A 22295-nucleotide genomic window follows, 5' to 3' on the forward strand; every position below is an offset into this window, starting at 1 on the left:
GGTTGCGGTGCACCCGACCCCTGCGGCGATAATTGCTCAGGCGGGTAAATTCGAGCATCCCGCGCCCGATCCGACCGGAGCAGCATCCGCCCATGGCAGACGACGACACCTGGGACGCCCTGCCGGCGACCCTGCGGTCCGCGGACCTGCAGCGGATCCTGCAGATCGGTCAGACGACCGTGAGCCTCTGGTTCGCGAAGGGCATCATCCCCGGCTACCGCATCTCGCACTCGTGGATCGCGTTCCGCTCCGAGGTGCGCGAGTGGCTCGAGTCGACGTCCACCGTGCCGGTGCCGCCGCACGAGCCGTACCCGCATCCGCTCGACGCCTACCCCGACCACCTCACGCACCGCGATCTCATGGAGCTGTTCCAGAAGAGCCGCCCGGCGATCCTCGGCTGGCTGCGCGACGGCGTGATCCCGGCCATGCGCCCCGGCGGCCGCTGGCTGATCGAGAAGGCGGCCGTCCGACGGCTCCTCGCGGAGACGAGCAACCAGCGGGTGGACTTCGTGCCGAAGGGCGATCGCGCGGCGAGCTGACGGGCGCGGTGCGCGGGGGCGGCCGACGGCTCGTCGCCTGCCCTAGCTGTACCCGGCCATGACGTTGGTGACACTTCGGGGCGTGTGAGGAGGCCTCCTGGCTTGATGGAGCTGTCTAGTTCTGCCACTGCCAGGAGGCCTCGATGTCCCACGCTAATGCTCGTCTGACGGTTCACGGGAGGGTTCTCCTCGTGCGGCGGGTGGTCGAGGATCGTCGGCCGGTCTCGCATGTCGCGCGCGAACTCGGTGTGTCGCGTCAGTGCGCGCATCGGTGGGTGAATCGGTTCCGGTCCGAGGGCTTCGAAGGCTTGTCGGACCGGTCCTCGAGGCCGAGACGGGTGCCGACGAGGACGAGCCCGGAACGAGAACGAGCCGTCGTGGAAGCGAGGACCCGATTGCGATCAGGTCCTGCCCGGTTGGCGCCGGTGACCGGTGTTCCAGCCCGCACGATCTCCCGCATCCTGCGGCGGCACGGGGCACCGCCGTTGGCATGGTTGGACCCCGTCACCGGGGCCGTGATCCGGGCATCCCGGTCGACGGCAAACCGGTACGAGCATGAGCATCCCGGCGACCTGATCCACGTCGACGTGAAGAAGCTCGGCCGGATCCCGGACGGCGGCGGCTGGCGGGCGCATGGCCGCAGCGAACAGGTTCGTGGTCGTGGGATCGGGTTCGATTACGTCCACGCCGTGGTCGATGACCACACCCGCCTCGCCTACGCGGAGATCCACCCGGACGAGAAGGGCGTGACCGCGGCAGGGTTCCTGACCCGGGCCGCGGCGTACTTCGCCGAGCACGGCATCACCCGCATCGAACGGGTCCTGACGGACAACGCGTTCGCCTACCGGCACTCGGCCGCGTTCCAGAACGCGGTCACGCAGCTCGGTGCGAGGCAGAAGTTCATCCGCCCGCACTGCCCCTGGCAGAACGGCAAGGTCGAACGCTTCAACCGCACCCTCGCGACCGAGTGGGCCTACCGGCAACCCTTCACCAGCAACCAAGCCAGAACCGACGCCCTTGATCCGTGGATCCAGCACTACAACACTGAACGAATCCACTCGAGCCACGGGCTGACGCCCGCGGCCCGAGTGTCACCAACGTCATGACTCAGTACACCTAGCCTGGCTGCTTCCCGCAGTCGGATCCGCTCGGCCGCTCGGCCGTGCGCGGGGGCCGTTCGCGGCCCCGGTTCCCCGGAGACGCTTTTCGGTGATGTGGTCAAGGAGGTCGTGATGGGTCTGTTCGATGCGCCGGTGGAGGTGCGCCCGGCGGAGCGTGCGTTGCGCGTGCTGCGGCTGGTGGAGCTGGATTACCTGCGGGAGGTGCGTCGGCTCCTGGATTCCGGGTACGACGCGGCGAAGCTGGTCCAGGATCTGGCGGTGTTCCAGCCTGTTGACCTGGATCGCATCGCCGCGGCCCGGGAGGTGCCGGTGCTGGTCGAGGGGTTCTCGGGGGCGACGCCGTATGAGATCTGCGAGCGGTATTCGGTGGGGATGCTCGACCGGGAGCGGCTCGTGGATGAGCTGGTGCGGTTCCCGTACGTTCCGCGCGACCAGGTGGACGGGTACGACGATCTCGTCGTCAACCCGCCGGGGACCTTCATGGACGTCTCCAGGGCGACCACGAATGACTTGATCGACATCGAGACCTACGGCCAGGTCGTCGAGAGACTCCACGTCTCCGGAGACTGAACATGCCGGACGATGATCGACTCGAGCATCTGGCGACCCTGCGACAGCTCTCGGCCGAGGGCGGGCCTGTCGCCGGGGACGCGCCCACTGCGACGATCAACAACTCGAGATGGTGGGACGGGGGGAAGCCCACCCAGAGCCGTCAAGCGCTCCTCGACAAGCTGGAGAGAGAAGCGGTTGAGGAGGTGCCGGATCTGCGCGCGGAAAGCCGTGCGATCGTTCTGGCAGGGCCGCCCGGTGCGGGCAAGAGCTCCATCCGCGAGCGCGTCCTCGGACCTAGATCCGATCACTTCCTCGTAGTGGATGCGGATGAGTTCAAGAGGCGCTTGTTACGTGAGGCGGTGGCGGACGGGAGCTATGAGTCTTGGATCAAGCCGGCCGCTGTGCGGGAGCGCGAAACCGCCGGCGAGCGCTTCCATCCGATGGAGTTGTCGTCCCTCGTCCACGCGGAGTCCGCGGCGATCGCGGACTCCCTCCGTCAGAACGCCATGGCGGCGAGGAAGAACGTGGTGATCGATACCGTCCTGTCGTCGGACACGAAGGCGCGGCAGATCATGGGCGAGCTGGAGCGGGCGGGGTACGACGTGCAGGTGGTGGACGTGGAGGTGCCGCGGGAGGTGTCGGAGGAGCGGATCCGGCAGCGGTGGCGTGAGGGGAACGAGGCGGCCGAGAAGGGCGAGGGGCTGGGCGGCCGGTGGGTGCCGAGCGAGTTCGGGGCATGGGTCTATGGGGCTCCCGACGGGGGTTCTCGGCCGGAGGCGAATGCGCGGATGGTGGCGGAGGAGTCGCCGGCGGTGTCGCGGTACCGGGTGTATCGGACGTCGGCGGAGCAAGCCGAGGCGAAGGCGTCGCCGAGCCTCGAGACGGACATGTCCCGGGCGACGCGGGGTGGGCCGCTGGTGCCGACGCGGTCCGGGCCGGTGGCGGAAGCGCCGCAGGCGAGGCCGCTGCCGGGGATCACTCGAGCGGTCGGGCCGGCCAGGTCGGCCGGCGTGGGCCGTGGAGGGAGAGGGAGATGACGAGGAAGGTGATCGATTCATGAGTGCAGGGGATGTTCCTGAGGAGGTCGCGCCGGCGGCGCTGGCGCTGCTCCGATTCCGTCTGGCGGAGCTGGACTACCTGCGGGAGGTGCGGCGTCTGCTCGATGCCGGGCGTTCCGAGGAGCAGCTGGCCCGGGAGCTGCGCGTGTTCAAGCCCCAGGACCTCGCGCTGTTGCGCGCGGCGCGCGAGGTCAGCATGCCGCTGGAGGGGTTCTCGAGTGCGCTGCCGATGGAGATCTGCGAGCGGTACGCGGCGGGGCTGCTCGACCGCGACAGATTGGTGGACGAGCTGGCGCGGTATCCGTATGTGCCGCTCGACAAGACCGACGGCTGGGATGACCTGGTGGTCAATCCGCCCGGCACCTGGGCGGAGTTTATGCTCGCGATCGATATCGGACTGGTCGAGGACGCCCTGTACGAAGAGGTGTTCAACCGCAAGCACGACGTCGCGAGCTGAACGATGTCCGAGGTCCAAGAGGATGATCGGCTTGCGGCGCTGCGCGCACTCTCGTCGAGCGGCGGTCTGCTGAATCCCGATTCTCCCCACGCCTCGATCAACAACGTCGACTGGTGGAGTGACGGCGACCCGACTCCACAACGTCAAGCGGTCCACAAGAGGCTCCTCAGTCAGGAACGGCAAGCGCATCCCGGTGTCCGGCAGGAGAAGCGAGCGCTCCTGTTGGCCGGACCGCCTGGTGCGGGAAAGAGCACGACGCGCGATGGCATCCTTGGCGGAGACTCCGCTCGGTACAGGTCCATCGATCCAGACAGGTTCAAGGAGCTCCTTCTCGCCGAGGCGATGGCGGATGGGAGTTATGAGCAGAAGATCCTTCCCGCCTCTCTTGGCCCCGCGTCGGGCACGTCCCTTCATCCGATGGAGCTGGCGTCGCTGGTGCATGAGGAGTCGTCGTTCCTCGCCAATCAGTTGCGAGATCAAGCGATCAGGGATGGTGACAACGTGGTGATCGACACGGTCTTGGGCTCGGCGGAAAAGGCACGGAGCATCTCGGCGCAGCTGGAGGCCGCTGGGTACGACGTGCAGGTGGTGGATGTGGAGGTGCCGTTCGAGGTGTCCGAGGCGCGGATCCGGCAGAAGTGGCTGGAAGGCAATGAGGCGGCTCGGCGAGGTGAGGGACTCGGCGGCCGGTGGGTGCCGTCCGACTTCGCGCGGAACGTGTTCGATGGGCCGGATGGTCGCTCGCGGCCGGAGGCGAACGCGCGGATGGTGGCGGAGGAGTCGCCGGCGGTGTCGCGATACCGGGTGTACCGGACGACGGCCGAGCAGGCGGAGGCGAAGGCGGGGCCGACCCTGGAGACGGACATGTCGCGGGCGACGCGGGGTGGGCCGCTGGTGCCGACGCGGTCGGGGTCGGTGGCCGAGGTGCCGCAGGCGCGGGCGCTGCCGGGGGTCACGCGGGCGGGGCGGATGACGCCAGGGCGAGCCGGACCGGCGCGCGTCGACCGCGGGCGCTAGGTGTACCCGGCCATGACGTTGGTGACACTTCGGGGCGTGTGAGGAGGCCTCCTGGCTTGATGGAGCTGTCTAGTTCTGCCACTGCCAGGAGGCCTCGATGTCCCACGCTAATGCTCGTCTGACGGTTCACGGGAGGGTTCTCCTCGTGCGGCGGGTGGTCGAGGATCGTCGGCCGGTCTCGCATGTCGCGCGCGAACTCGGTGTGTCGCGTCAGTGCGCGCATCGGTGGGTGAATCGGTTCCGGTCCGAGGGTTTCGAAGGCTTGTCGGACCGGTCCTCGAGGCCGAGACGGGTGCCGACGAGGACGAGCCCGGAACGAGAACGAGCCGTCGTGGAAGCGAGGACCCGATTGCGATCAGGTCCTGCCCGGTTGGCGCCGGTGACCGGTGTTCCAGCCCGCACGATCTCCCGCGTCCTGCGGCGGCACGGGGCACCGCCGTTGGCATGGTTGGACCCCGTCACCGGGGCCGTGATCCGGGCATCCCGGTCGACGGCAAACCGGTACGAGCATGAGCATCCCGGCGACCTGATCCACGTCGACGTGAAGAAGCTCGGCCGGATCCCGGACGGCGGCGGCTGGCGGGCGCATGGCCGCAGCGAACAGGTTCGTGGTCGTGGGATCGGGTTCGATTACGTCCACGCCGTGGTCGATGACCACACCCGCCTCGCCTACGCGGAGATCCACCCGGACGAGAAGGGCGTGACCGCGGCAGGGTTCCTGACCCGGGCCGCGGCGTACTTCGCCGAGCACGGCATCACCCGCATCGAACGGGTCCTGACGGACAACGCGTTCGCCTACCGGCACTCGGCCGCGTTCCAGAACGCGGTCACGCAGCTCGGTGCGAGGCAGAAGTTCATCCGCCCGCACTGCCCCTGGCAGAACGGCAAGGTCGAACGCTTCAACCGCACCCTCGCGACCGAGTGGGCCTACCGGCAACCCTTCACCAGCAACCAAGCCAGAACCGACGCCCTTGATCCGTGGATCCAGCACTACAACACTGAACGAATCCACTCGAGCCACGGGCTGACGCCCGCGGCCCGAGTGTCACCAACGTGATGACTCAGTACAGCTAGGCCGGCTTGTCCTCAGCCCTCGCGTACTCGGATCCCGAGCGCGTCCGGAGCACGAGGCCCGCGTCCACGAGGTGGCGGCGGAGGAGCGCGTGGTCGTCGGTGAGGCGGAGGAGGCGCTCCGTGAGGGCCTTCTCGTCGAGCACTTCGTCGGGCTCGAGCACCTCGGCCACGACGTGCCGCAGCAGGTCGTCGAGGTCGGCGGGGCTCGCGGGCCACTGCGCGATGCGGCCGTCGCGGAGGAAGCGCTCGACGCCCTGGGCGGGCGGCGTCGCGGCCTGCTGGGCGAGGATCGCGCGGAAGACGGCGTCGGTCGCGGACGCGGTGCCGTCGGCGTCCACCGTGACGAGGCCCGACCCGACGAGCGACGAGCGCGCCTTCGCCCGGCGGGCTGGCGAGAGGTGCGCGAGGGCGTCGTCGAGGCCGGATCCGAGCACGACGCGGGCGTACGCGGCCCGCATCTCGGCGTCGGCGAGCACGGCGGCGAGGCGGCGCGGGTCGCTGTGGTCCATGCCCCCATCCTGCCCGGCGCCTTCTGCCCCGCCGACCGGCGCCGGTACGGTCGGGAGATGACGGCCCTCCGCTTCCTCGGCCGCGTCCTCACGCGGGTCCTCCACGTGCTCGGGAAGGTCCGCCTCGGCGGCAGCGGCCAGAACCCGTCGAACGGCGACCCGATGGGGTTCGAGAAGCCGCAGCAGTACCGGCCCTGATCCCACGGCGGGCCGTTCCCCTCCTCCCGAGGTGCACAGTCGTCGGACTCTGCACGGTCCCCGCCCCCGCGCGCGGCCCTGTCGGGGGTCGCCCCTAGCGTCATGCAGGCGGGGGAGGTCTCCTCGCGGGGATGGGGATCCAGGGCAGGCATCGACGGACGGCTCGAGGTGGTCGCGCTCAGCCCGACCGAGTGGCGGGTGTGCGACGCGCGCATCGCCGCCTCGGACGCCACCCGGATCATCGGGTACGCCCAGCGGCGCGGCAGCCGGGTCGAGCTCATGCGGATGCGGCCGGTGCCGGGCCTGTGCGACTGGTTCGGCAGCCTCGACGACGCGCTCGCGGCCGTGGCGGCCGAGCTGCCGCGGGAGCGCATGCTCATCGCGTGAGCGCACGGGCGACGGACTCGGCCCCGGCCCTCACGAGGAGGACCGGGGCCGTGCGCGTCACGCGGTGAGCCGGATCAGCTTGCGTCGGAGACCGCCGCGTTGATCGCGGTGGGCGCGTCGTACTCCTTGTCGGCGATGCCGCGGAGCGCGTCGAGGGTGTCGGAGTCGGCGCCCGACTCCTCGGCCTTCTTCACGATCGCGTCCTTGGATGCCGGGTAGTCGAGGCCGCTGAGGTGCTTCTGCAGCTCGATGGGGTTGATGGCCATGGGGTGTCCTCTCGTCGGGGTGCGGGCGTCGTCGCCCTCCCCTCGAGTCGACTCCCGTGGGCGAGCAGTGGGGAGGTGCAGGAGCGCGATCTACGGGGAGCCGTCAGGATCCGCGGTCGCCGCCGGGGCCGGGGGCTGCGCGGGCGCCGACGTGGCCGTCCCCGCGGGACGGGTGAAGCCGGGGTCGGGCGCCGACGCGCGGATCCGGTCGACCATCGAGCTCGTCGACTGCGACGGCACGTACCCGAGGATCGACACCTCGCCGCCGTACGCGCGCACCACGTCGGTCTCGTCGAGCATCTCGGGCGTGTAGTCGCCGCCCTTCGCGTAGACGTCGGGCTGCACCGCCTCGAGCAGCGGGATGGGGGTGTCGGTGTCGAACACGGTGATCACGTCGACGCAGGAGAGCTCGGCGAGCACGCCCGCGCGGTCCTCGGCGGTGTTCACCGGCCGGTCGGATCCCTTCAGCCGCCGCACCGAGTCGTCGCTGTTGAGCGCGACCACGAGCACGTCGCCGAGGCGCTTGGCCTGGCGGAGGTAGGTCGTGTGGCCGCGGTGCAGCACGTCGAAGCAGCCGTTCGTGAAGACGATCCGGCGGCCGGCGGCGCGCTCGCCCGCGACGAGGTCAACGAGCTCGGCCTGCGAGACGCTGCGCGAGCGCGTCTCGCCGAGATGGTCGGCGAGGGTCGCGGCCGAGCACACGGAGGTGCCGGGGAGGCGCACGACCACGTCGGCCGCGGCCTGCGCGAAGTCGGCGGCGACCGCGAGCGGGAGGCCCACGGCGCGCGCGAGCGTGAGGGCGGCGACGAACGTGTCGCCGGCGCCGGACGCCTGCTTCTCGGGCACCGGGTGCGCGCGCGTGCGGTACGGCTCGCCCGCGCCGAGCACGACCGTGCCGTCGCGGTCGAGCGTGACGACGGCGGTCGCGGAGCCGGCGGCGGCGAGCACGGCGTCGGCGAGCCCCGCGACCACGGCCGCGCGGTCCTCGTCGCGCGCGAGCGGCCGGTCGACGAGGCGACCGGCCTCGCCCGCGTTCGGGGTGATGAGGTCGGGGCGGAGCGGAGCCCAGATGGCGGGGTCGTGCGCGTCCACGACCGTGAGGCCGGGGCGGCTCGCGCGCGCGGCGAGCGACTCGAGCACCACGCCGTGCAGCGTGCCGGTGCCGTAGTCCGAGACGATCTCGGCGTCGACGTCCGCGGTGGCCTCGAGGGCGGCGCGGGCGAGGGCGCGCGCGTCGTCCCGGTGGACGGATCCGCGGTGTACGTCGTCGACCCGCACGATCACCTGGTCGTCGCCGACGATGCGCGTCTTGGTGGTGGTGCGCAGCCGCGGCGAGTGCACGAGGCCGGACACGTCGACGCCCGCGGCGAGGAGGAGGTCGCGCACGCGGTCGCCCGCGGCGTCCTGGCCGACGAGGCCGACCATGCGCACGGTGCCGCCCAGGCTCGCCAGGTTCACGGCCGTGTTCGCGGCGCCGCCGAGCGACTGGATCCGCTCGGTCACGTCCACGACGGGCGCCGGCGCCTCGCGGGTCATGCGGTCGCTGTGGCCGCGCCACCACTCGTCGAGGATGACGTCGCCGATGACCGTGACCGTGGGCCGGCGCTCCGCGAGGAGGCCGATGATCCCGCGCAGCTCGCTGGTCATCGTGCGTCGCCCGCGTCGGCGCCGCTGGAGGCGGACGAGGAGGCGGGCTCGACCGGCCCGTCGACCAGCGGCGTGTCGCCGGCGCCCGCCCGCGCGGAGCCGGATGCGGCCTCCGCCGGGCTGGTCGCGTCGCCCGCCTCACCGGCGTCGAGCACCGGGAGCCCCAGGTGCACGACCGTCGTCGTGCTCATCTCGTCGAGCAGCTCCGGGCCGTAGCCGAAGCCGGATCCGCTGCGGCCGCGGGGCTGCGCGGCCCCGCCGGGCGCGCCGCCGAAGACGCCGTTGACCTTGATCGTGCCCACGGGCAGCTCGGCCGCGGCGCGCTGGGCGTGCTCCATCGACGCCGTGAGCACGCTCGCGGCGAGCCCGTAGCGGTCGTCGGCGGCGCGGGCGAGCGCCTCGTCGAAGTCCGCGACGACCTGCACGGCCGCGACCGGGCCGAAGGTCTCGGCCGTCATCACGGTCATGTCGGCGGTGCAGTCGACGAGCACGGTGGCGGGGTAGCGGGATCCGGGGCCGTCGGGCACGTGGCCGCCGACGAGCGCGCGGGCGCCCTCGGTGAGCGCCTCCGCGACCTGCTCGTGCACGGCGTCGCGCATGCGCTCGTCGACCAGCGGGCCGAGGTCGCCGGAGGAGTTCCAGCGATCGGCCTCCGCGACGAGCGCGGCGGTGAAGCGGTCGGCGATGTCGCGGTGCACGTAGATCCGCTCGACCGAGGTGCAGATCTGGCCGGCGTTGGCGAAGGATCCGAGGGCGGCCTGCGCGGCGGCCCACGCGGGATCGACGCCGGCGTCGACGAGGAGCGGGTCGTTGCCGCCGTTCTCGCGGATGACGTGGGTGGGTGTCCCGGCGGCGCGGCGCGCGATGGCCTCGCCGGCCGCGGTGGATCCGACGTGCGCGACCACGCGCGTGTCCTCGTGCGCGACGAGCTGGTCGCCCACGTCGCCGCCGCCGACCACGGAGACGAGCGCGCCGTCGGGCAGGGCCTCGGCGAGGACCCGGCCGAGCAGCTCGCCGGTGTGCGGGCAGCGCTCGCTCGGCTTGTGGATCACGGTGTTGCCCATCACGAGCGCCGCGCCGATGATCCCCGCGGCGACCGCGACCGGGTCGTTCCACGGCGTGAGCGCGACCGTGACGCCGCGCGGCCGCGGCACCGAGAAGTCGACGGCCGGGAGCGAGCCGAGCAGGCTCTTCCCGCGGTGCACGGGCCCGAGCTCGGAGTACTGCAGCAGCGTGTCGACGCCCGCGCCGACGCCACCGAGCGCGTCGCCGCGCGGCTTGCCGGTCTCGCGTTCGTTGAGCTCGGCGAGCTCCTCCGCGCGCTCGGCGAGCGCGTGGGCGGCGCGGCGCACGGCCTGGCCGCGCTGGGCGGGCGGCATCGCGGCCCACGCGGCGGACGCCTCGACCGACCGGCGCACGGCGGCGTCGACCTCGTCGGGCGTCGACGCGTCGATGTCGCCCACGGGCGAGCCGTCGCGCGGATCCGTGATCCGCAGGGTGCCGGGCCCGGCCTCGGTGCCATCGGGGTCGATCAGGCCGTCGATGTCCAGTGCGGTGTCGGTGGTCACGGGTCTCCTCGCGGGGTCGGCGGCCCGCGGGGATGCGCGGGCGGGGGCGCTCGCGCGCCACCCGGCCCGTACCCACTTCCCCCGCTGCTCACACGGAGGCGCGGATCACGACTCCAGGTGCCCCAGCTCCGGCTGCGCCAGGAACGCCACGACCGGATCCGCCGCCGCGCCCGTCTCGAAGACGACCAGGTCGTTGCGACCCGCGCGGAGCTGCGCGCCCGGCACGTAGAGCGTGTGCTGCGGCCCGCGGGTCCAGTACCGGCCGAGCGCGAAGCCGTTGACGATGGCGACGCCCTTGCCCCACGAGCGCGTGTCGAGGAAGAGGTCGGCGGGCGCGTCCATCTCGAAGGACGCGCGCGCGAGCACCGGCCCGTCGAGGAAGGCGACCGGCTCCGCGCCGGAAGTCACGGCGAACGACGCGGCCGAGATCACCGACGCCGCCATCGCGCCGAGGTCGAGCGGCAGGCTCTCCCAGCCGGTGAGCTCCGCGCCGTCGAGCGTCGCCGGCCCGATCAGCCCCTTCGCCTCGCCGATCCGCACGCCGTAGTTGACGCGCCCCTGGTCCTCCACGAGCACCTCGAGGATCCGGCCGGGCGGCACGGCGATCGCGGTCTCGTGCTGGTCGCGCTGGATCACGCCGATCCGCACGCCGTCCACCGACACCACGGCCCGGTCGCGCACCTCGCCGAACGCGAGCACGCGCGTGCGGTCGGACGCGGGCAGCTCCACCCGATGCAGCGCGAACCCGCGGAAGACGCCGAGCGCGTCCATCGACGGCACGGCGGACGTCGCGCGCCAGACGTCGGGGTCCGTGACGAGGTCCGCGAGGGGCGCGACCGCGTCGAACGTCGCCTCGAACGCGGGCGCGTCGCCGCGCGGCGCGGGCACCTCGTCGGGCACGGACCGGTAGCGCGCGATCACGTCCCGGAACGCGAGGTACTTCTCCGTCGGGGATCCGGTCTCGTCGAGCGGAGCGTCGTAGTCGTACGAGGTGACGTGCGACTGGTACGTGCCCTTGTGGTTGGCGCCGTTCGTGAAGCCGAAGTTCGTGCCGCCGTGGAACATGTAGATGTTCACGGACGCGCCGGCGGCGAGCAGCGCGTCGAGCTCGGCGGCGGCGTCGGCCGCGGAGGTCGTGTGGTGGTGCTCGCCCCAGTGGTCGAACCAGCCGTCCCAGAACTCGCTGCACATGAGCGGGCCGGTGGTCTGGTGGCGGCGCAGGGTGGCGAGGCGCTCGGTGGCGCGCGAGCCGAAGGATCCGGTGCGGTGCAGCTCGTCGAGGCTGCCGCGCGAGAGCATCTCGTCGGTGGGCTGGTCGACGGTCGTGAGCGGCACGATGATCCCGGACTCGCGGGTGAGGTCGACGAGGTGCCGGAGGTAGTCGGCGTCGTCGCCGTACGCGCCGTACTCGTTCTCGATCTGCACCAGGATCACGGGCCCGCCCATGTCGATCTGCCGCGGCGCGACGATCTCGTAGACGCGGCGGAGGAACTCGTCGACCGCGGCGAGGTACAGCGGCTCGCTGCGGCGGACCCCGACAGCAGGATCCTCGAACAGCCAGCCGGGCAGCCCGCCGCCGTCCCACTCGGCGCAGATGTACGGGCCCGGGCGCACGATCGCGTGCATGCCCTCCGCGTGGACCAGGTCGAGGAAGCGGCCGAGGTCGAGGCCGGCGCTCGTGTCGAAGGCGCCGCGCTCGGGCGAGTGGGCGTTCCAGGCGACGTACGTCTCGATCGTGTCGAGCCCCATGAGCCGGGCCTTGCGGATCCGGTCGGCCCACTGGTCGGGGTGCACGCGGAAGTAGTGGAGGGCGCCCGCGATGACGCGGTGCGGCTGGCCGTCGAGCTCGAAGTCGTCGGCGCCGATGCGGAAGCGGGTGCTGGAGGCGGGGAGGCCGGGCATGGTCGTGTCCTCAGGGGTACGGGGTGGCATGGGGGAGGGGAGGCGCGACTCGCGTCGCACCTCCCCTCGGGTCGATCCGGTGGTGCTACTTCACGTCGACGGTGAAGCCCTGCTGCTGGCCGTACTCGGCGGCCGCCTTGCCCCACGCCTCGAGGACGGGGTCGAGCGACGTGCCGTTGGAGTACGCGGACGAGGCCGAGTCGCTGAAGATGCTGTTCGTGTAGACCTGGAAGGGCAGGTACTGCCAGTCCGGGACGACCTCCTTCGAGGCCGCGCTGAGCACCTCGTTGATCTTCTGGCCGCCGAAGTACTCCGGCGTCTCGTTGAGGAACTCGTCGCTGTTGAGGTCCGCCGTGGTGGACGGGAATCCGCCGGCGTCGAAGGAGATCTGGCGACCCTGCTCGTCGGCCGTGGTGAACTTCGCGAACTCCGCCGCGACGAGCTTGTTCTCGGACTGCTGCATGACGGCGATGGAGGATCCACCGCTCTCCGCGGTCGCCGTGTCACCTGCGGTGTACTGCGGCATGGGGGCGACGCGCCACTGGCCGGAGCCCTCGGTGGCCTGCGCCTCGAGGTTGCCGGGCATCCAGGCGCCGGTGATCAGCGTGGCGATGGATCCGTCGCCGAGGCCGCGGAACCACTCGTCGGTCCAGCCGGGGGTCTGGGCGAGCGAGCCGTTGGCGACGAGCTGGTTCCACATGGCCGTGTACTTCTTGGCGCCCGCGTCCTGCATGTCGATGGTGACCTTGTCGCCGTCGACCTTGTAGGGGTGGCCGCCGGCCTGCCAGATCATGCTCGTGGTGAAGCCAGCGTCGCCGGAGTCGCTGGTGATGTACTGGTTCGGGTCGGCGGCGTGTATCTTCTCCGCGGCGGCCACGTACTCGTCCCACGTGGTGGGGACGGCGATGCCGTACTTGTCGAAGACGTCCTGGCGGTAGAACATCGCCATGGGGCCCGAGTCCTGCGGCAGCGCGTAGAGGGCGTCGCCCTCGGTGACCGCGTTCCAGGTGGACGCCGTGAACTGGTCCTTGAGGTCCGTGTAGCCGTAGCCCGAGAGGTCGGCGAGGGACTTGCCGAGCGCGAACTGCGGGATCGCGAAGTACTCGATCTGCGCCACGTCGGGGGCGCCCTTGCCCGCCTTGATGGCGTTCTGGAGCTTCGTGTACTGGTCGGCGCCGGTGCCGACGTTCTGCACGTCGACCGTGATCTTCGGGTGCTCCTTCTCGAACGCCTCGGCGATCGGCTTGATCGCGGGGGCCCAGCCCCAGACGGTGATGGAGGACTGCGTGTCGAGGGCCTTCGCGAGGTCGTCGGCGGAGGCGGTGTCGGCGCTGGCGCCGCCCGATCCGGACGAGCACGCCGCGAGGGAGCCCGCGAGGACGATGCCGAGGCCGAGCGCGATGGCGCGCTTCGCCCTGCGGGGGAACGAGAGGGACATGGTGGTGCCTTTCACTTCTTCGTGGTGGTGAGGGTGGTGCGGAGGTGGGGCTTGAGGGACTACGCCTTGACGCCGTCGGCCGAGAGGCCGGACTGCCAGTAGCGCTGGAGGAAGAGGAACGCGATCACGATCGGGATGATGGCGAGGAACGAGCCCGTGATGACGAGGTTGTAGATCGGCTGGCCGCCCACGGTGGTGGACTGCGCGTTCCACTGGTTGAGCCCCACGGTGAGGGGGTACCAGCGGGAGTCGCTCAGCATGATCAGGGGGAGGAAGTAGTTGTTCCAGGTCGCGACGATCGAGAACAGCAGCACCGTGATGAGGCCGGGGCTGAGGAGCCGCAGGCTGATCGTGAAGAAGGTGCGGATCTCGCTCGACCCGTCGATCCGGGCCGCCTCGAGGATCTCCTCGGGCACCGAGTCGACCGCGTAGGTCCAGATGAGGTACAGCCCGAAGGGGCTGATGAGCGACGGCAGGATGATGGCCCACGGGGTGTTCGTGAGGCCCATCTGGCTGAACAGCAGGAAGGTCGGCACCGCGAGGGCCGTGCCGGGGATGGCGACGGCGCCGAGCACCACCGCGAACACGATCTTCTTGCCGGGGAAGTCGAACTTCGCCAGGCCGTAGCCCGCGAGGGTCGCGAGCAGCGTGGCGCCGCCCGCGCCGACGACCACGTAGATCAGCGTGTTGCCGAGCCAGCGCACGAACTCGCCGTTGCCGTAGGTCAGCACGCCCTGGATGTTGTCCCACAGCGCGAAGTCGCCCGAGAACCAGAGGCCGAACGAGCTGAACAGCGCGTCCTGCGTCTTGGTCGAGTTGACCAGGAGCCAGAAGAGGGGGAGCACGGAGTAGATGAGCAGCAGCGCCATGACGAGCGTGAGCACGATGCTGCGGCGCTCGCGCGGGGCGCCGGCGGACCGGCGGCGCTTGGGCGTGCGCTCGGCGGGAGCGTCGCGGACGGGCGTGCCGGCGTCGGGCGCGGCGAGGGGGGTTCCGGTGAGGGTCGACACGGTCAGCTGTCCTTCCGGGTGCCGACGAGCTGCACCACGTAGGCGACCACCATCGTCAGGACGCCCATGATGATCGCGATGGCGGCGGAGTAGTTGAACTGCTGTCCCGCGAAGGACAGGTTGTACGCGTACATGTTCGGGGTGAAGTACGAGCTGATCGCGTTCGGCGCCAGCGTCTGCAGGATGTTCGGCTCGTTGAAGAGCTGGAAGCTGCCGATGATGGAGAAGATCACGCCGATGACGAGCGCGCCGCGGATGGCGGGGAGCTTGATGCCCGTGATGATGCGGAAGGGGCCGGCGCCGTCGAGCTCGGCGGCCTCGTAGAGGTCGGGCGAGATGACGCGGAGGGCCGCGTAGAACAGCAGCATGTTGTAGCCGACGAACTCCCACGTGACGATGTTGCCGATCGACGCGAGGATCCAGCTCTGCGACAGCAGGTCGGGGAGGTCCCAGCCGGTGGCCTGCTCGATGTTGCCGACGAGGCCGAAGCGGTTGCCGTAGATGAAGCCCCACATGAGGGCCGCGACGACCGCGGGGACGGCGTAGGGCAGGAAGATCGAGATGCGGAAGAACGCCGTGAAGTGCAGGCGGGCCGAGTCGAGCGCGAGGGCCGCGAACAGCGCGATGAACAGCATGATCGGCACCTGCACGACGAGGAACAGCGCGACGCGGCCGAGCGCGTCCCAGAAGTTCGGGTCGTTGAGCGCCTGCGTGTAGTTGGCGATGCCCACGAAGGAGTTGCCGCCGATCATCCGCTCCTGGAACAGGCTGAGGTAGATCGAGTAGCCGACGGGGGCGATGAGGACGACGAGGAAGACCACGAGGAACGGGGCGACGAAGCCCAGCCCGGTCCAGCGTCGCCGATCGCGTCGCATCGGGGGACCGCTGGGGCGGGCCGCGTCGGGCGCCGTCGGCCGGGCGGCCGAGGTCGACATCGTCGTCATGTGCTTCCACTTCGTCGGGGGATCGCGGCGCAGTCAGGCCCCCGGGGGAAGGCCCTCACCCCCTTCGGGAGGATTGGGTGTTTGCGCAAACATCTGTGATGCTCGCAACCATGACATCTCCACCGTCGGCCGTCAAGTCGGGTGGCCGGCGCACGCCCGGCGGCCGCACCGTGTCGATGGCGGACGTCGCGGCGCACGCCGGTGTGTCCGCCCAGACGGTGTCCCGGGTGTCCAACGGGGCGCAGAACGTGGAGGCCTCGACCCGGCAGCGGGTGATGGACGCGATGGCCGAGCTCGGGTACCGGCCGAACAGCGCCGCGCGGGCCCTGAAGACCGGGCGCTTCCGCAGCATCGGCATCATCATGTTCACCCTCTCGACCCTCGGGAACATGCGCACGCTCGACGCGATCGTCACGGCCGCGTCCGGCGCCGGGTACACGATCACGCTCATGCCGGTGCCGCATCCGACCGAGGGCGAGGTGGCCGGGGCGTTCAGCCGGCTGCAGGAGGAGGCGGTCGACGGCGTCGTCATCATCATCGAGGCGCACATGCTCGACCGGGCCGACGTGATCATCCCCGTGGGGCTGCCCGTCGTGATCATCGACTCCGACGCGGGCGACCCGTTCGTGGTGGTGGACACCGACCAGGAGCAGGGCACGCGGCTCGTCACGCAGCACCTGCTGGACCTCGGGCACACCGCGATCGTGCACGTCGCCGGCCCGTCCACCTCCTACTCGGCGGCCCGGCGCGCGGCCGAGTGGCGCGCGACCATGCTCGACGCGGGACTGGATCCCGAGGATCCGGCGCAGGGCGACTGGACCACCGCGTCCGGCTACCGCATCGGGAAGGAGCTCGGGCGGCGCACCGACATCACGGGCATCGTCGCCGCGAACGACCAGATGGCCCTCGGGATCATGCACGCGCTGCACGAGCTCGGCCGCGACGTGCCGGGCGACATCAGCGTGGTCGGCTTCGACGACACCGAGGAGTCGAGCTCGTTCTGGCCGCCGCTCACCACGGTCCACCAGGACTTCACCGAGATCGGCCGCCGCTCGATGCAGGTGCTGCTCGAGATGCTCGACGGCCGCGAGCCATCGGGCGACCGCATCGTGCCGACCCGGCTCGTGGTGCGCGCGAGCGCGGGGGCGCCGCGGCGCTGACGCACTGACGGCCGGCGCCCGCGTTCAGCGCCTGCGCGTGGCTCCTGCTGTGACGAAGGCCAGCAGGAGCGCGAGGCACACGATCAGGATCGCCTGCTGGATCCCGAAGAGCCCTCCGAGCAGTCCGAGCAGCGGCGGCCCACCCAGGAACGCTGCGTAGCCGAGCGAGCTGACCACGGACACGCGTGCCGCCGCCCGTGTCGGATCGTCTCCCGCGGCCGCGATGCCGACCGGGAACCCCATCGCCGCACCGGCGCCCCACAGGAGGGCACCCGCCATGGCCCACGGCACCGTGTCGCCGAGGGCCACGACGAGGAGCCCCGTGAGCGCCACGCACGCGGATGCCCGGAGCAGCAGAGCGCGTCCGAAACGGGTCGCGAGCGGCCCGCCGACGAGGCGCCCGGCGGTCATGGCCGTCACGAACGCGGCGAAGGAGAAGGCGCCGATCTCCTCGGACGTGCCGTACCCGTCCACGAGCACGTACGCCAGCCACTCGTTCGCCGTCCCCTCGGCCAGAGCGAACCCGAGGATGCAGAGCCCGATGAGGAGGGTCCGCGGCTCGCGCCAGGACGCCAGGAGCGCACCGCGCAGTGCCGGTTCGTCTCGAGTGCGGCCCGCATCGCCCTTCCGGACCATGCGACCGATGAGGATCCCCATCGGCACCAGGAGCGCCGCCACGCACACGTTCTGCGTCGAGAGCGGGAGCGCGGCAGCCGCCGCGAGCGCCCCGAGGACCGCGCCTGCCACCGTCCCCAGGCTGAGGGTGGCATGGAGCCTCGGCAAGAGGCTCTCCGTGCCGAGCAGGTGGGACGTCCTCGAGCCCACCACGTTCATGCTGACCTCCCAGATCCCCATGCCGAGCCCGACCACGAAGAGACCCACGGCGGTGACGGATCGCGAGCCGGTCTCCGTGCCGCCCGCGAGCAGGAGGAGACCGGCGGTCGCGATGGCCATCCCGCCGGTGATCCCCCGGCCGCCCCCGAAGCGCTGGACGAGCACGCCGGCGGTGGGCAGGCCGGACAGGGCGCCGGCGGACAGGCACAGCAGGAGCAGACCGAGCTCCGACGTGGGGAGCGCCAGCACAGCGCCGAGCGCGGGTACACGACTGACGAGCGCGGCGTACATGAGGCCGTTCGTCGCGAAGGCGATGTAGACCGCGATCGTCGGGGCGGAGCGTCGGGATGCGGGCTCGGGTGGCCGGTTCCGGTCGGGCCGGATGCCGGACCACGGCCTCAGAGCCACAGGAGGTCATCCCTTCTCGGTGCGCCGGGGCCACGCTCCCATCCCTGGAGGCACTCGTCAACCGCGAGCGGGTCGCCGGGTTTCGACCTGTGCGCCGCGGGGAACGAGATGGAGGACCCGCCCGCCCGACCAGGAGGCCCATCCGTGCCCGTCGTCGCCCCGCTCCACGAGACCTTCTCCGACGTCCGCTCCATCGCCGTGCTGCGCGGCGGCGGGCTCGGCGACCTGATCTTCGCGCTGCCCGCGATGGCGGCGCTCAAGGCCGCGTACCCGGAGGCGCGGATCACGCTGCTCGGCACGCCGCTGCACCGCGCGCTCCTCGCCGGGCGTCCCGGCGGGCCCGACGAGGTCGAGGTGCTGCCGGTCGCGCACGGCGTGCGGGACGTGCCGGGCACGGATCCCGACCCGGAGGAGATCGAGGCGTTCGCCGCCCGCATGCGCGCGCGCCGCTTCGACCTCGCGGTGCAGGTGCACGGCGGCGGCCGCAACTCCAACCCGTTCCTGCTGCGGCTCGGCGCGCGCCACACGGTGGGCACCGCGACCGACGACGCCGAGCGGCTCGAGCGCGTGATCCCGTACGTCTACTACCAGCACGAGGTGCTGCGCGGGCTCGAGGTCGCGGGGCTCGCGGGCGCGCCCGTCGCCGACCTGGAGCCGGTCGTCGAGGTGACCGACGCCGAGCGCGCCGCGGCGGCCGAGCGCGTGACGGGCGCGCCCGGCGGGCTCGTGGTGATCCACCCGGGCGCCACCGACCCGCGTCGCCGCTGGCCCGTGGAGTCGTTCGCGGAGGTCGCGCGTCGGGCGGCGGCCGACGAGGCGCAGGTGGTCGTCGTGGGCGACGCGACCGACGCCGCGGACGCCGACCGGATCGTCGCGCTCGGCCGGGAGGGGCTGCCCGCGGAGCAGGCCGAGCGGATCACCTCGCTCGCCGACTCCCTCACCCTCGGCGAGCTCGCCGGCCTCTTCACCCACGCGGATGTCGTGCTCGGCAACGACAGCGGCCCGCGCCACCTCGCGCAGGCCGTCGGCGCGCGCACGGTCGGGGTGTTCTGGTTCGGAAACGTCGTGAACGCGGCGGCGTTCGGGCGCACGCGGCACCGGATCCACATCGGCTGGACCACGCGCTGCCCGGTCTGCGGCGTCGACGTGACCCAGGTCGGCTGGACCGCCGAGCGCTGCGCGCACGACCCGTCGCACGTCGCCGAGGTGCGCGTCGACGACGTGCACGCGGACGTGGAGCAGCTGCGGCGGGCGTCGCTCGCGGAGCGCGTGCCGGCGTAGGCCCGCGCACGGGCGGCGCGTCAGCCCGCCGCGTCGAGCCGCGCCGTCGCATGCGGCGTCGTGGCGACGGCCGCGTTCCGCAGCGACTCCGTGCCCGCGTCGAGGTAGCCGTACGTCTTCTCGTGCGCGGCGAACTCGGCGGCGCGCTGGGCCGGATCGCGGATGGTCGTCCAGGCGCGCGAGTCCGGGTCGTCGTTCCACCTCGAATGCAGGACGGGCGCGTGCGTGGTGACGGGCAGGAGGCCGTGCGCGGGATCCCCGTCGACGGAGATGACCGTGGCGCCGAAGCCGGGGGCGCGCGGATCCTGCCGTGAGAGCCGACCCCACTCGGCCTCGTCGTCGTCCGCGGCCTCGCCCGCGTAGACGTGGCGGGCGTGCAGCTGGCGCGCGTCGGCGATGCCGTCCTCGACGCCGGCCGAGCCGAGCATGACGAACGAGTCGACGCCGAGGTCGCGCACGGCGAGGGCGTCGGCGGCCATGGTGGATCCGTACGAGTGCGCGATGACGTTCACGCTCGCGGGGTCGCCGCCGTGCCGGGCCGCCTGCAGTCCCTGGATCTCGCTCGCGAGCAGCGGGGCGCCGCGCTCCGCGTAGTCGCCGAGCGTCGCGTCGACGCCGGGCGGCGGGGTGCGGTAGCCGATCCACGCGACCACGGCGTGCGCGGCCGGGGCGCCGACGGCGGCCTGCGCGTCGAACACGTTCTGCGCGGTCTCGGTCCAGAGCTGCATGTCGTCGGTGTACGTGCCCATGCCCGGCACCGTGAAGGTGACCTGGCGGGCGGTGTCGAGGTCGCCGACCGCGATGGCGGCGAGCGGCGAATCCCGGTGGCTCAGCGACACGAGCCAGCGCCGCGGCTCGGCGTGCCCGCCCGCGGCCGGACGGGCCGCGGGCTTGAGCGCGTGGCGGATCGCGGTGAGCGCGGTGAGGCGGTTCCGCGCGTCGGCGTCCTCCGGGTGGGTGGCGACGGCCTCCCGCTCCGTGCGCAGCTCGGCGCGCAGCTGGCGCCGGTTGGCGGCGTCGCGCGAGGCGTAGTCGACCCCGTCGAGGTTGCCGACGAGCGCGGGCGAATTCCGGATGAGCGCGCGCTGGTGCTTCCGGTCCTTCGCCGCCCACCAGGACACGACGCGCTGCGGCGACGCGTCCATCACCTGCAGCTCGAGGGCCGGGTGCGCCCGGATCATCCGCTGCGCCTGCACCTCGGTGAGGGCGGCGTAGCGGTCGATCTGCGCGAAGCCCCCCTCGACGCCGGATCCGGGCGGAGCCGACAGGACCACGAGGCCGACGAGCACGGCGGCGAGGGCGAGCGCGGTCTCGCGCCGCCGGTGGGCTCGGGTCACCACCGCCTCCTCATCGTGCGCGCCGCCGTCGGGTCGGACGGGCGCAGGTCAGAGCGTAAGCGGCGCTCACTTCGTGGCACCCATGCGCCGGCTGGGCGGCGACTGTGCGCCGCCCGGACGCGCGGGATCAGCCCCGCCGGAGGGCGAGCGCGTCGCGGAGGGCGGTGGCGGAGGCGGCCGAGCTGTCGATCCGCCAGTCGGCCTCCTTCTGGAAGTCGAACCACACGAAGCCGAGCACGTCGGGCTGGGCCTGCAGGTACGCGACGAGGTCCTTGTCCCACGCGGCCTTGGATCCGCCCGTCTCGCTCGAGGCGACCTCGCCGATGACGAGCGGCTTGCCCGGCGCGACGGCACGGAGCTGCGCGATGCCGGGGCCGAAGAGGTCGGCAGGCGCGGTCCAGCGCTGGCCGGCGACGGCGCCCCAGTTGTAGCCGTCGAGGGCGACGACGTCGACCTGGTCGGCGCCGGGGTAGAGGGAGGCGAGGTCGGTGGATCCCGGGTACGGCACGTTCGGGCTCCACACCCACTTCACGTTCGTGGCGCCCTGCGCGACCACGAGGTCGTGCACGTGCTTCCACGCCTGGACGTAGGAGCCGGATGCGTTGCCGTTGACGCCGTCCGACCACGGGTACCAGTTGCCGTTCATCTCGTGTCCGTAGCGGAGGTAGACGGTCTTGCCGTACTTCGCGAGGTCGGCGCCCCACGAGCGGATGTAGGAGTCCTGGTCGCCCGCGATGATGCGCGCGTTCGTGTACGCGGCCTGGTCGACGCCGGCGCCGCCCTGCCACGGCTCCCACGTGATGAGGCTGTCGGCACCGCGCGCGGCGACGCTCTGGATCCCGGCGATGGGCGCCGGGTGCGTGAAGTCGACGTGGCTCATCACGATGGACGGGCTCTCGCCGAGGGTCGCCGACGCGGCGTCGAGCTCGCCGTTGGCCGTGGGGCCGCCGGGGGTCGAGAGGCCGAGGCGCAGGCGGGCGGAGCTGATGGCGGGGGCGGTGGATGCGGTGGATCCGGCCGTGCTCCCCGGCGCGGTGGTCGCGGGCGCGGTGCTCGTGCTCGTGGGAGCCGACGCCGTCGCGGGCGTCGGCGCGGGAGTCGTGGTGGGTGCTGGTGCCGATGCGGCGGAGCGCGCGGACGAGTTCGACCTCGTCGGCGTGACGGTGAAGACGGCCGCGGCCGAGCGGGTGCCGGCCGTCGCGGCGATCCGGATGGTGGAGAGCGAGGTGCGGGGGATCGTGATCTTCGACGTGAAGCGGCCGGTGGCGGTGGTCGTGATGCGCTTCGTGGTCGACCCGACGGCGACGACCGCGGCCTTCTTGGCGGGGAAGTCGGTGCCGGTGACGGTGACAGGCGTGCCGACCGGGCCGGAGGCGACGGAGAGCACGATCGCGGCGGGCGCCGAGGGCACGGCCTGCGTCGAGGCGGCGCGGGCGGCGGTCGCGGGAGCGACGAGCACCGTGGCCGTCACGACCGCGGGTGCGACGGCGGTGACGACGGCGCACTTCAGGCGGCGGCGAGTGGGCATGGCGATAGGGTCCTTCCCCCGATGGATGCATGCGAGCGTATGTACTTCGGCGCCCTCCGT

At 72.1% G+C, this 22295-nt stretch carries 22 protein-coding genes; 11 read left to right on the forward strand and 11 right to left on the reverse strand.

The features are described from left to right. The first annotated feature begins 92 nt into the window (after window positions 1-92). The 7 genes from B5P21_RS02705 to B5P21_RS02735 all read left to right on the forward strand — a co-directional run bounded on the left by B5P21_RS02705 (window position 93) and on the right by B5P21_RS02735 (window position 5801). A complete protein-coding gene (locus tag B5P21_RS02705) occupies window positions 93-539 on the forward strand; it encodes a helix-turn-helix domain-containing protein (RefSeq protein ID WP_045529767.1) in 447 nt (148 codons plus the stop codon). Between the two features lie 143 nt (window positions 540-682). Further along, window positions 683-1645, forward strand: coding sequence for an IS481-like element IS1122 family transposase (locus tag B5P21_RS02710; protein ID WP_045530803.1), 963 nt, complete (start codon window positions 683-685; stop codon window positions 1643-1645). 126 nt (window positions 1646-1771) lie between these two features. Beyond that, window positions 1772-2230 (forward strand): hypothetical protein, encoded by a 459-nt coding sequence (locus B5P21_RS02715; protein WP_045529765.1) that lies wholly within the window; start codon window positions 1772-1774, stop codon window positions 2228-2230. Between the two features lie 2 nt (window positions 2231-2232). Beyond that, the gene (locus B5P21_RS02720; protein ID WP_094170736.1) at window positions 2233-3249 is read left to right on the forward strand and encodes a zeta toxin family protein; all 1017 of its coding nucleotides are present in this window, start codon (window positions 2233-2235) and stop codon (window positions 3247-3249) included. Window positions 3250-3268: 19 nt separating this feature from the next. Beyond that, window positions 3269-3727 (forward strand): hypothetical protein, encoded by a 459-nt coding sequence (locus B5P21_RS02725; RefSeq protein ID WP_045529761.1) that lies wholly within the window; start codon window positions 3269-3271, stop codon window positions 3725-3727. Between the two features lie 3 nt (window positions 3728-3730). Then, window positions 3731-4744 (forward strand): zeta toxin family protein, encoded by a 1014-nt coding sequence (locus tag B5P21_RS02730; protein WP_045529758.1) that lies wholly within the window; start codon window positions 3731-3733, stop codon window positions 4742-4744. 97 nt (window positions 4745-4841) lie between these two features. Continuing rightward, entirely contained in the window at window positions 4842-5801 is a 960-nt protein-coding gene (locus B5P21_RS02735) for an IS481-like element IS1122 family transposase (protein ID WP_045527534.1), read from the forward strand. Between the two features lie 13 nt (window positions 5802-5814). Here the strand turns inward: B5P21_RS02735 and B5P21_RS02740 are convergent, their stop codons facing one another. Further along, window positions 5815-6327 (reverse strand): DUF2087 domain-containing protein, encoded by a 513-nt coding sequence (locus tag B5P21_RS02740; RefSeq protein ID WP_045529756.1) that lies wholly within the window; start codon window positions 6325-6327, stop codon window positions 5815-5817. Window positions 6328-6384: 57 nt separating this feature from the next. Between B5P21_RS02740 and B5P21_RS16745 the strand changes: the two genes are divergently transcribed. Together B5P21_RS16745 and B5P21_RS02745 are read left to right on the forward strand one after the other, a co-directional pair. Then, window positions 6385-6525 carry a hypothetical protein gene (locus B5P21_RS16745; RefSeq protein WP_165770599.1) on the forward strand — a complete coding sequence of 47 codons (141 nt, stop codon included), beginning with the start codon at window positions 6385-6387 and terminating at the stop codon, window positions 6523-6525. Between the two features lie 102 nt (window positions 6526-6627). Next, entirely contained in the window at window positions 6628-6912 is a 285-nt protein-coding gene (locus B5P21_RS02745; protein WP_094170737.1) for a hypothetical protein, read from the forward strand. Between the two features lie 74 nt (window positions 6913-6986). Here the strand turns inward: B5P21_RS02745 and B5P21_RS02750 are convergent, their stop codons facing one another. The 7 genes from B5P21_RS02750 to B5P21_RS02780 form a co-directional block, all read right to left on the reverse strand. Continuing rightward, window positions 6987-7178 carry a DUF2795 domain-containing protein gene (locus tag B5P21_RS02750; protein ID WP_045529752.1) on the reverse strand — a complete coding sequence of 64 codons (192 nt, stop codon included), beginning with the start codon at window positions 7176-7178 and terminating at the stop codon, window positions 6987-6989. A 90-nt stretch (window positions 7179-7268) separates the two neighbouring features. Then, entirely contained in the window at window positions 7269-8825 is a 1557-nt protein-coding gene (rfaE2, locus tag B5P21_RS02755; RefSeq protein ID WP_045529750.1) for a D-glycero-beta-D-manno-heptose 1-phosphate adenylyltransferase, read from the reverse strand. Continuing rightward, a complete protein-coding gene (locus B5P21_RS02760) occupies window positions 8822-10393 on the reverse strand; it encodes an aldehyde dehydrogenase family protein (protein ID WP_045529748.1) in 1572 nt (523 codons plus the stop codon). The genes rfaE2 and B5P21_RS02760 overlap by 4 nt, the downstream gene beginning before the upstream one ends. Before the next feature lie 105 nt (window positions 10394-10498). Further along, entirely contained in the window at window positions 10499-12295 is a 1797-nt protein-coding gene (locus B5P21_RS02765; protein ID WP_045529746.1) for a glycoside hydrolase family 35 protein, read from the reverse strand. Between the two features lie 85 nt (window positions 12296-12380). Beyond that, window positions 12381-13733 (reverse strand): ABC transporter substrate-binding protein, encoded by a 1353-nt coding sequence (locus tag B5P21_RS02770; protein ID WP_045529744.1) that lies wholly within the window; start codon window positions 13731-13733, stop codon window positions 12381-12383. 59 nt (window positions 13734-13792) lie between these two features. Next, window positions 13793-14743, reverse strand: coding sequence for a carbohydrate ABC transporter permease (locus B5P21_RS02775; protein ID WP_094170738.1), 951 nt, complete (start codon window positions 14741-14743; stop codon window positions 13793-13795). A gap of 2 nt (window positions 14744-14745) precedes the next feature. After that, the gene (locus B5P21_RS02780; protein ID WP_045529741.1) at window positions 14746-15687 is read right to left on the reverse strand and encodes a carbohydrate ABC transporter permease; all 942 of its coding nucleotides are present in this window, start codon (window positions 15685-15687) and stop codon (window positions 14746-14748) included. 110 nt (window positions 15688-15797) lie between these two features. Here B5P21_RS02780 and B5P21_RS02785 point away from each other — a divergent pair, with 110 nt between their 5' ends. Continuing rightward, window positions 15798-16847, forward strand: coding sequence for a LacI family DNA-binding transcriptional regulator (locus B5P21_RS02785; protein WP_236688722.1), 1050 nt, complete (start codon window positions 15798-15800; stop codon window positions 16845-16847). Window positions 16848-16871: 24 nt separating this feature from the next. On the opposite strand, the gene B5P21_RS02790 is transcribed toward B5P21_RS02785, so the two are convergent. Then, the gene (locus tag B5P21_RS02790; protein WP_210433758.1) at window positions 16872-18089 is read right to left on the reverse strand and encodes an MFS transporter; all 1218 of its coding nucleotides are present in this window, start codon (window positions 18087-18089) and stop codon (window positions 16872-16874) included. 144 nt (window positions 18090-18233) lie between these two features. Here B5P21_RS02790 and B5P21_RS02795 point away from each other — a divergent pair, with 144 nt between their 5' ends. Then, complete coding sequence (locus tag B5P21_RS02795; protein WP_080939342.1) at window positions 18234-19370, forward strand: glycosyltransferase family 9 protein; 1137 nt, start codon at window positions 18234-18236, stop codon at window positions 19368-19370. A gap of 20 nt (window positions 19371-19390) precedes the next feature. Here the strand turns inward: B5P21_RS02795 and B5P21_RS02800 are convergent, their stop codons facing one another. Both B5P21_RS02800 and B5P21_RS02805 read right to left on the reverse strand, forming a co-directional pair. Beyond that, a complete protein-coding gene (locus B5P21_RS02800) occupies window positions 19391-20707 on the reverse strand; it encodes an alpha/beta hydrolase (protein ID WP_094171384.1) in 1317 nt (438 codons plus the stop codon). Window positions 20708-20834: 127 nt separating this feature from the next. Next, window positions 20835-22235, reverse strand: coding sequence for a glycoside hydrolase family 26 protein (locus tag B5P21_RS02805; RefSeq protein ID WP_045529739.1), 1401 nt, complete (start codon window positions 22233-22235; stop codon window positions 20835-20837). Between the last annotated feature and the right edge of the window lie 60 nt (window positions 22236-22295).

The sequence above is a fragment of the Clavibacter michiganensis subsp. insidiosus genome, assembly GCF_002240565.1.
GTDB lineage: Bacteria > Actinomycetota > Actinomycetes > Actinomycetales > Microbacteriaceae > Clavibacter > Clavibacter insidiosus.

Excerpts from the sequence above, each read along its gene's own strand:
- B5P21_RS16745 (WP_165770599.1), top strand. The coding sequence starts at position 6,385 with ATGACGGCCCTCCGCTTCCTCGGCCGCGTCCTCACGCGGGTCCTCCAC.
- B5P21_RS02805 (WP_045529739.1), bottom strand. The coding sequence starts at position 22,235 with ATGCCCACTCGCCGCCGCCTGAAGTGCGCCGTCGTCACCGCCGTCGCA.
- B5P21_RS02740 (WP_045529756.1), bottom strand. The coding sequence starts at position 6,327 with ATGGACCACAGCGACCCGCGCCGCCTCGCCGCCGTGCTCGCCGACGCC.
- B5P21_RS02720 (WP_094170736.1), top strand. The coding sequence starts at position 2,233 with ATGCCGGACGATGATCGACTCGAGCATCTGGCGACCCTGCGACAGCTC.
- B5P21_RS02780 (WP_045529741.1), bottom strand. The coding sequence starts at position 15,687 with ATGACGACGATGTCGACCTCGGCCGCCCGGCCGACGGCGCCCGACGCG.
- B5P21_RS02735 (WP_045527534.1), top strand. The coding sequence starts at position 4,842 with ATGTCCCACGCTAATGCTCGTCTGACGGTTCACGGGAGGGTTCTCCTC.
- B5P21_RS02705 (WP_045529767.1), top strand. The coding sequence starts at position 93 with ATGGCAGACGACGACACCTGGGACGCCCTGCCGGCGACCCTGCGGTCC.
- B5P21_RS02765 (WP_045529746.1), bottom strand. The coding sequence starts at position 12,295 with ATGCCCGGCCTCCCCGCCTCCAGCACCCGCTTCCGCATCGGCGCCGAC.
- B5P21_RS02770 (WP_045529744.1), bottom strand. The coding sequence starts at position 13,733 with ATGTCCCTCTCGTTCCCCCGCAGGGCGAAGCGCGCCATCGCGCTCGGC.
- B5P21_RS02715 (WP_045529765.1), top strand. The coding sequence starts at position 1,772 with ATGGGTCTGTTCGATGCGCCGGTGGAGGTGCGCCCGGCGGAGCGTGCG.
- B5P21_RS02750 (WP_045529752.1), bottom strand. The coding sequence starts at position 7,178 with ATGGCCATCAACCCCATCGAGCTGCAGAAGCACCTCAGCGGCCTCGAC.
- B5P21_RS02725 (WP_045529761.1), top strand. The coding sequence starts at position 3,269 with ATGAGTGCAGGGGATGTTCCTGAGGAGGTCGCGCCGGCGGCGCTGGCG.
- B5P21_RS02785 (WP_236688722.1), top strand. The coding sequence starts at position 15,798 with ATGACATCTCCACCGTCGGCCGTCAAGTCGGGTGGCCGGCGCACGCCC.
- B5P21_RS02710 (WP_045530803.1), top strand. The coding sequence starts at position 683 with ATGTCCCACGCTAATGCTCGTCTGACGGTTCACGGGAGGGTTCTCCTC.
- B5P21_RS02730 (WP_045529758.1), top strand. The coding sequence starts at position 3,731 with ATGTCCGAGGTCCAAGAGGATGATCGGCTTGCGGCGCTGCGCGCACTC.
- rfaE2 (WP_045529750.1), bottom strand. The coding sequence starts at position 8,825 with ATGACCAGCGAGCTGCGCGGGATCATCGGCCTCCTCGCGGAGCGCCGG.
- B5P21_RS02745 (WP_094170737.1), top strand. The coding sequence starts at position 6,628 with ATGCAGGCGGGGGAGGTCTCCTCGCGGGGATGGGGATCCAGGGCAGGC.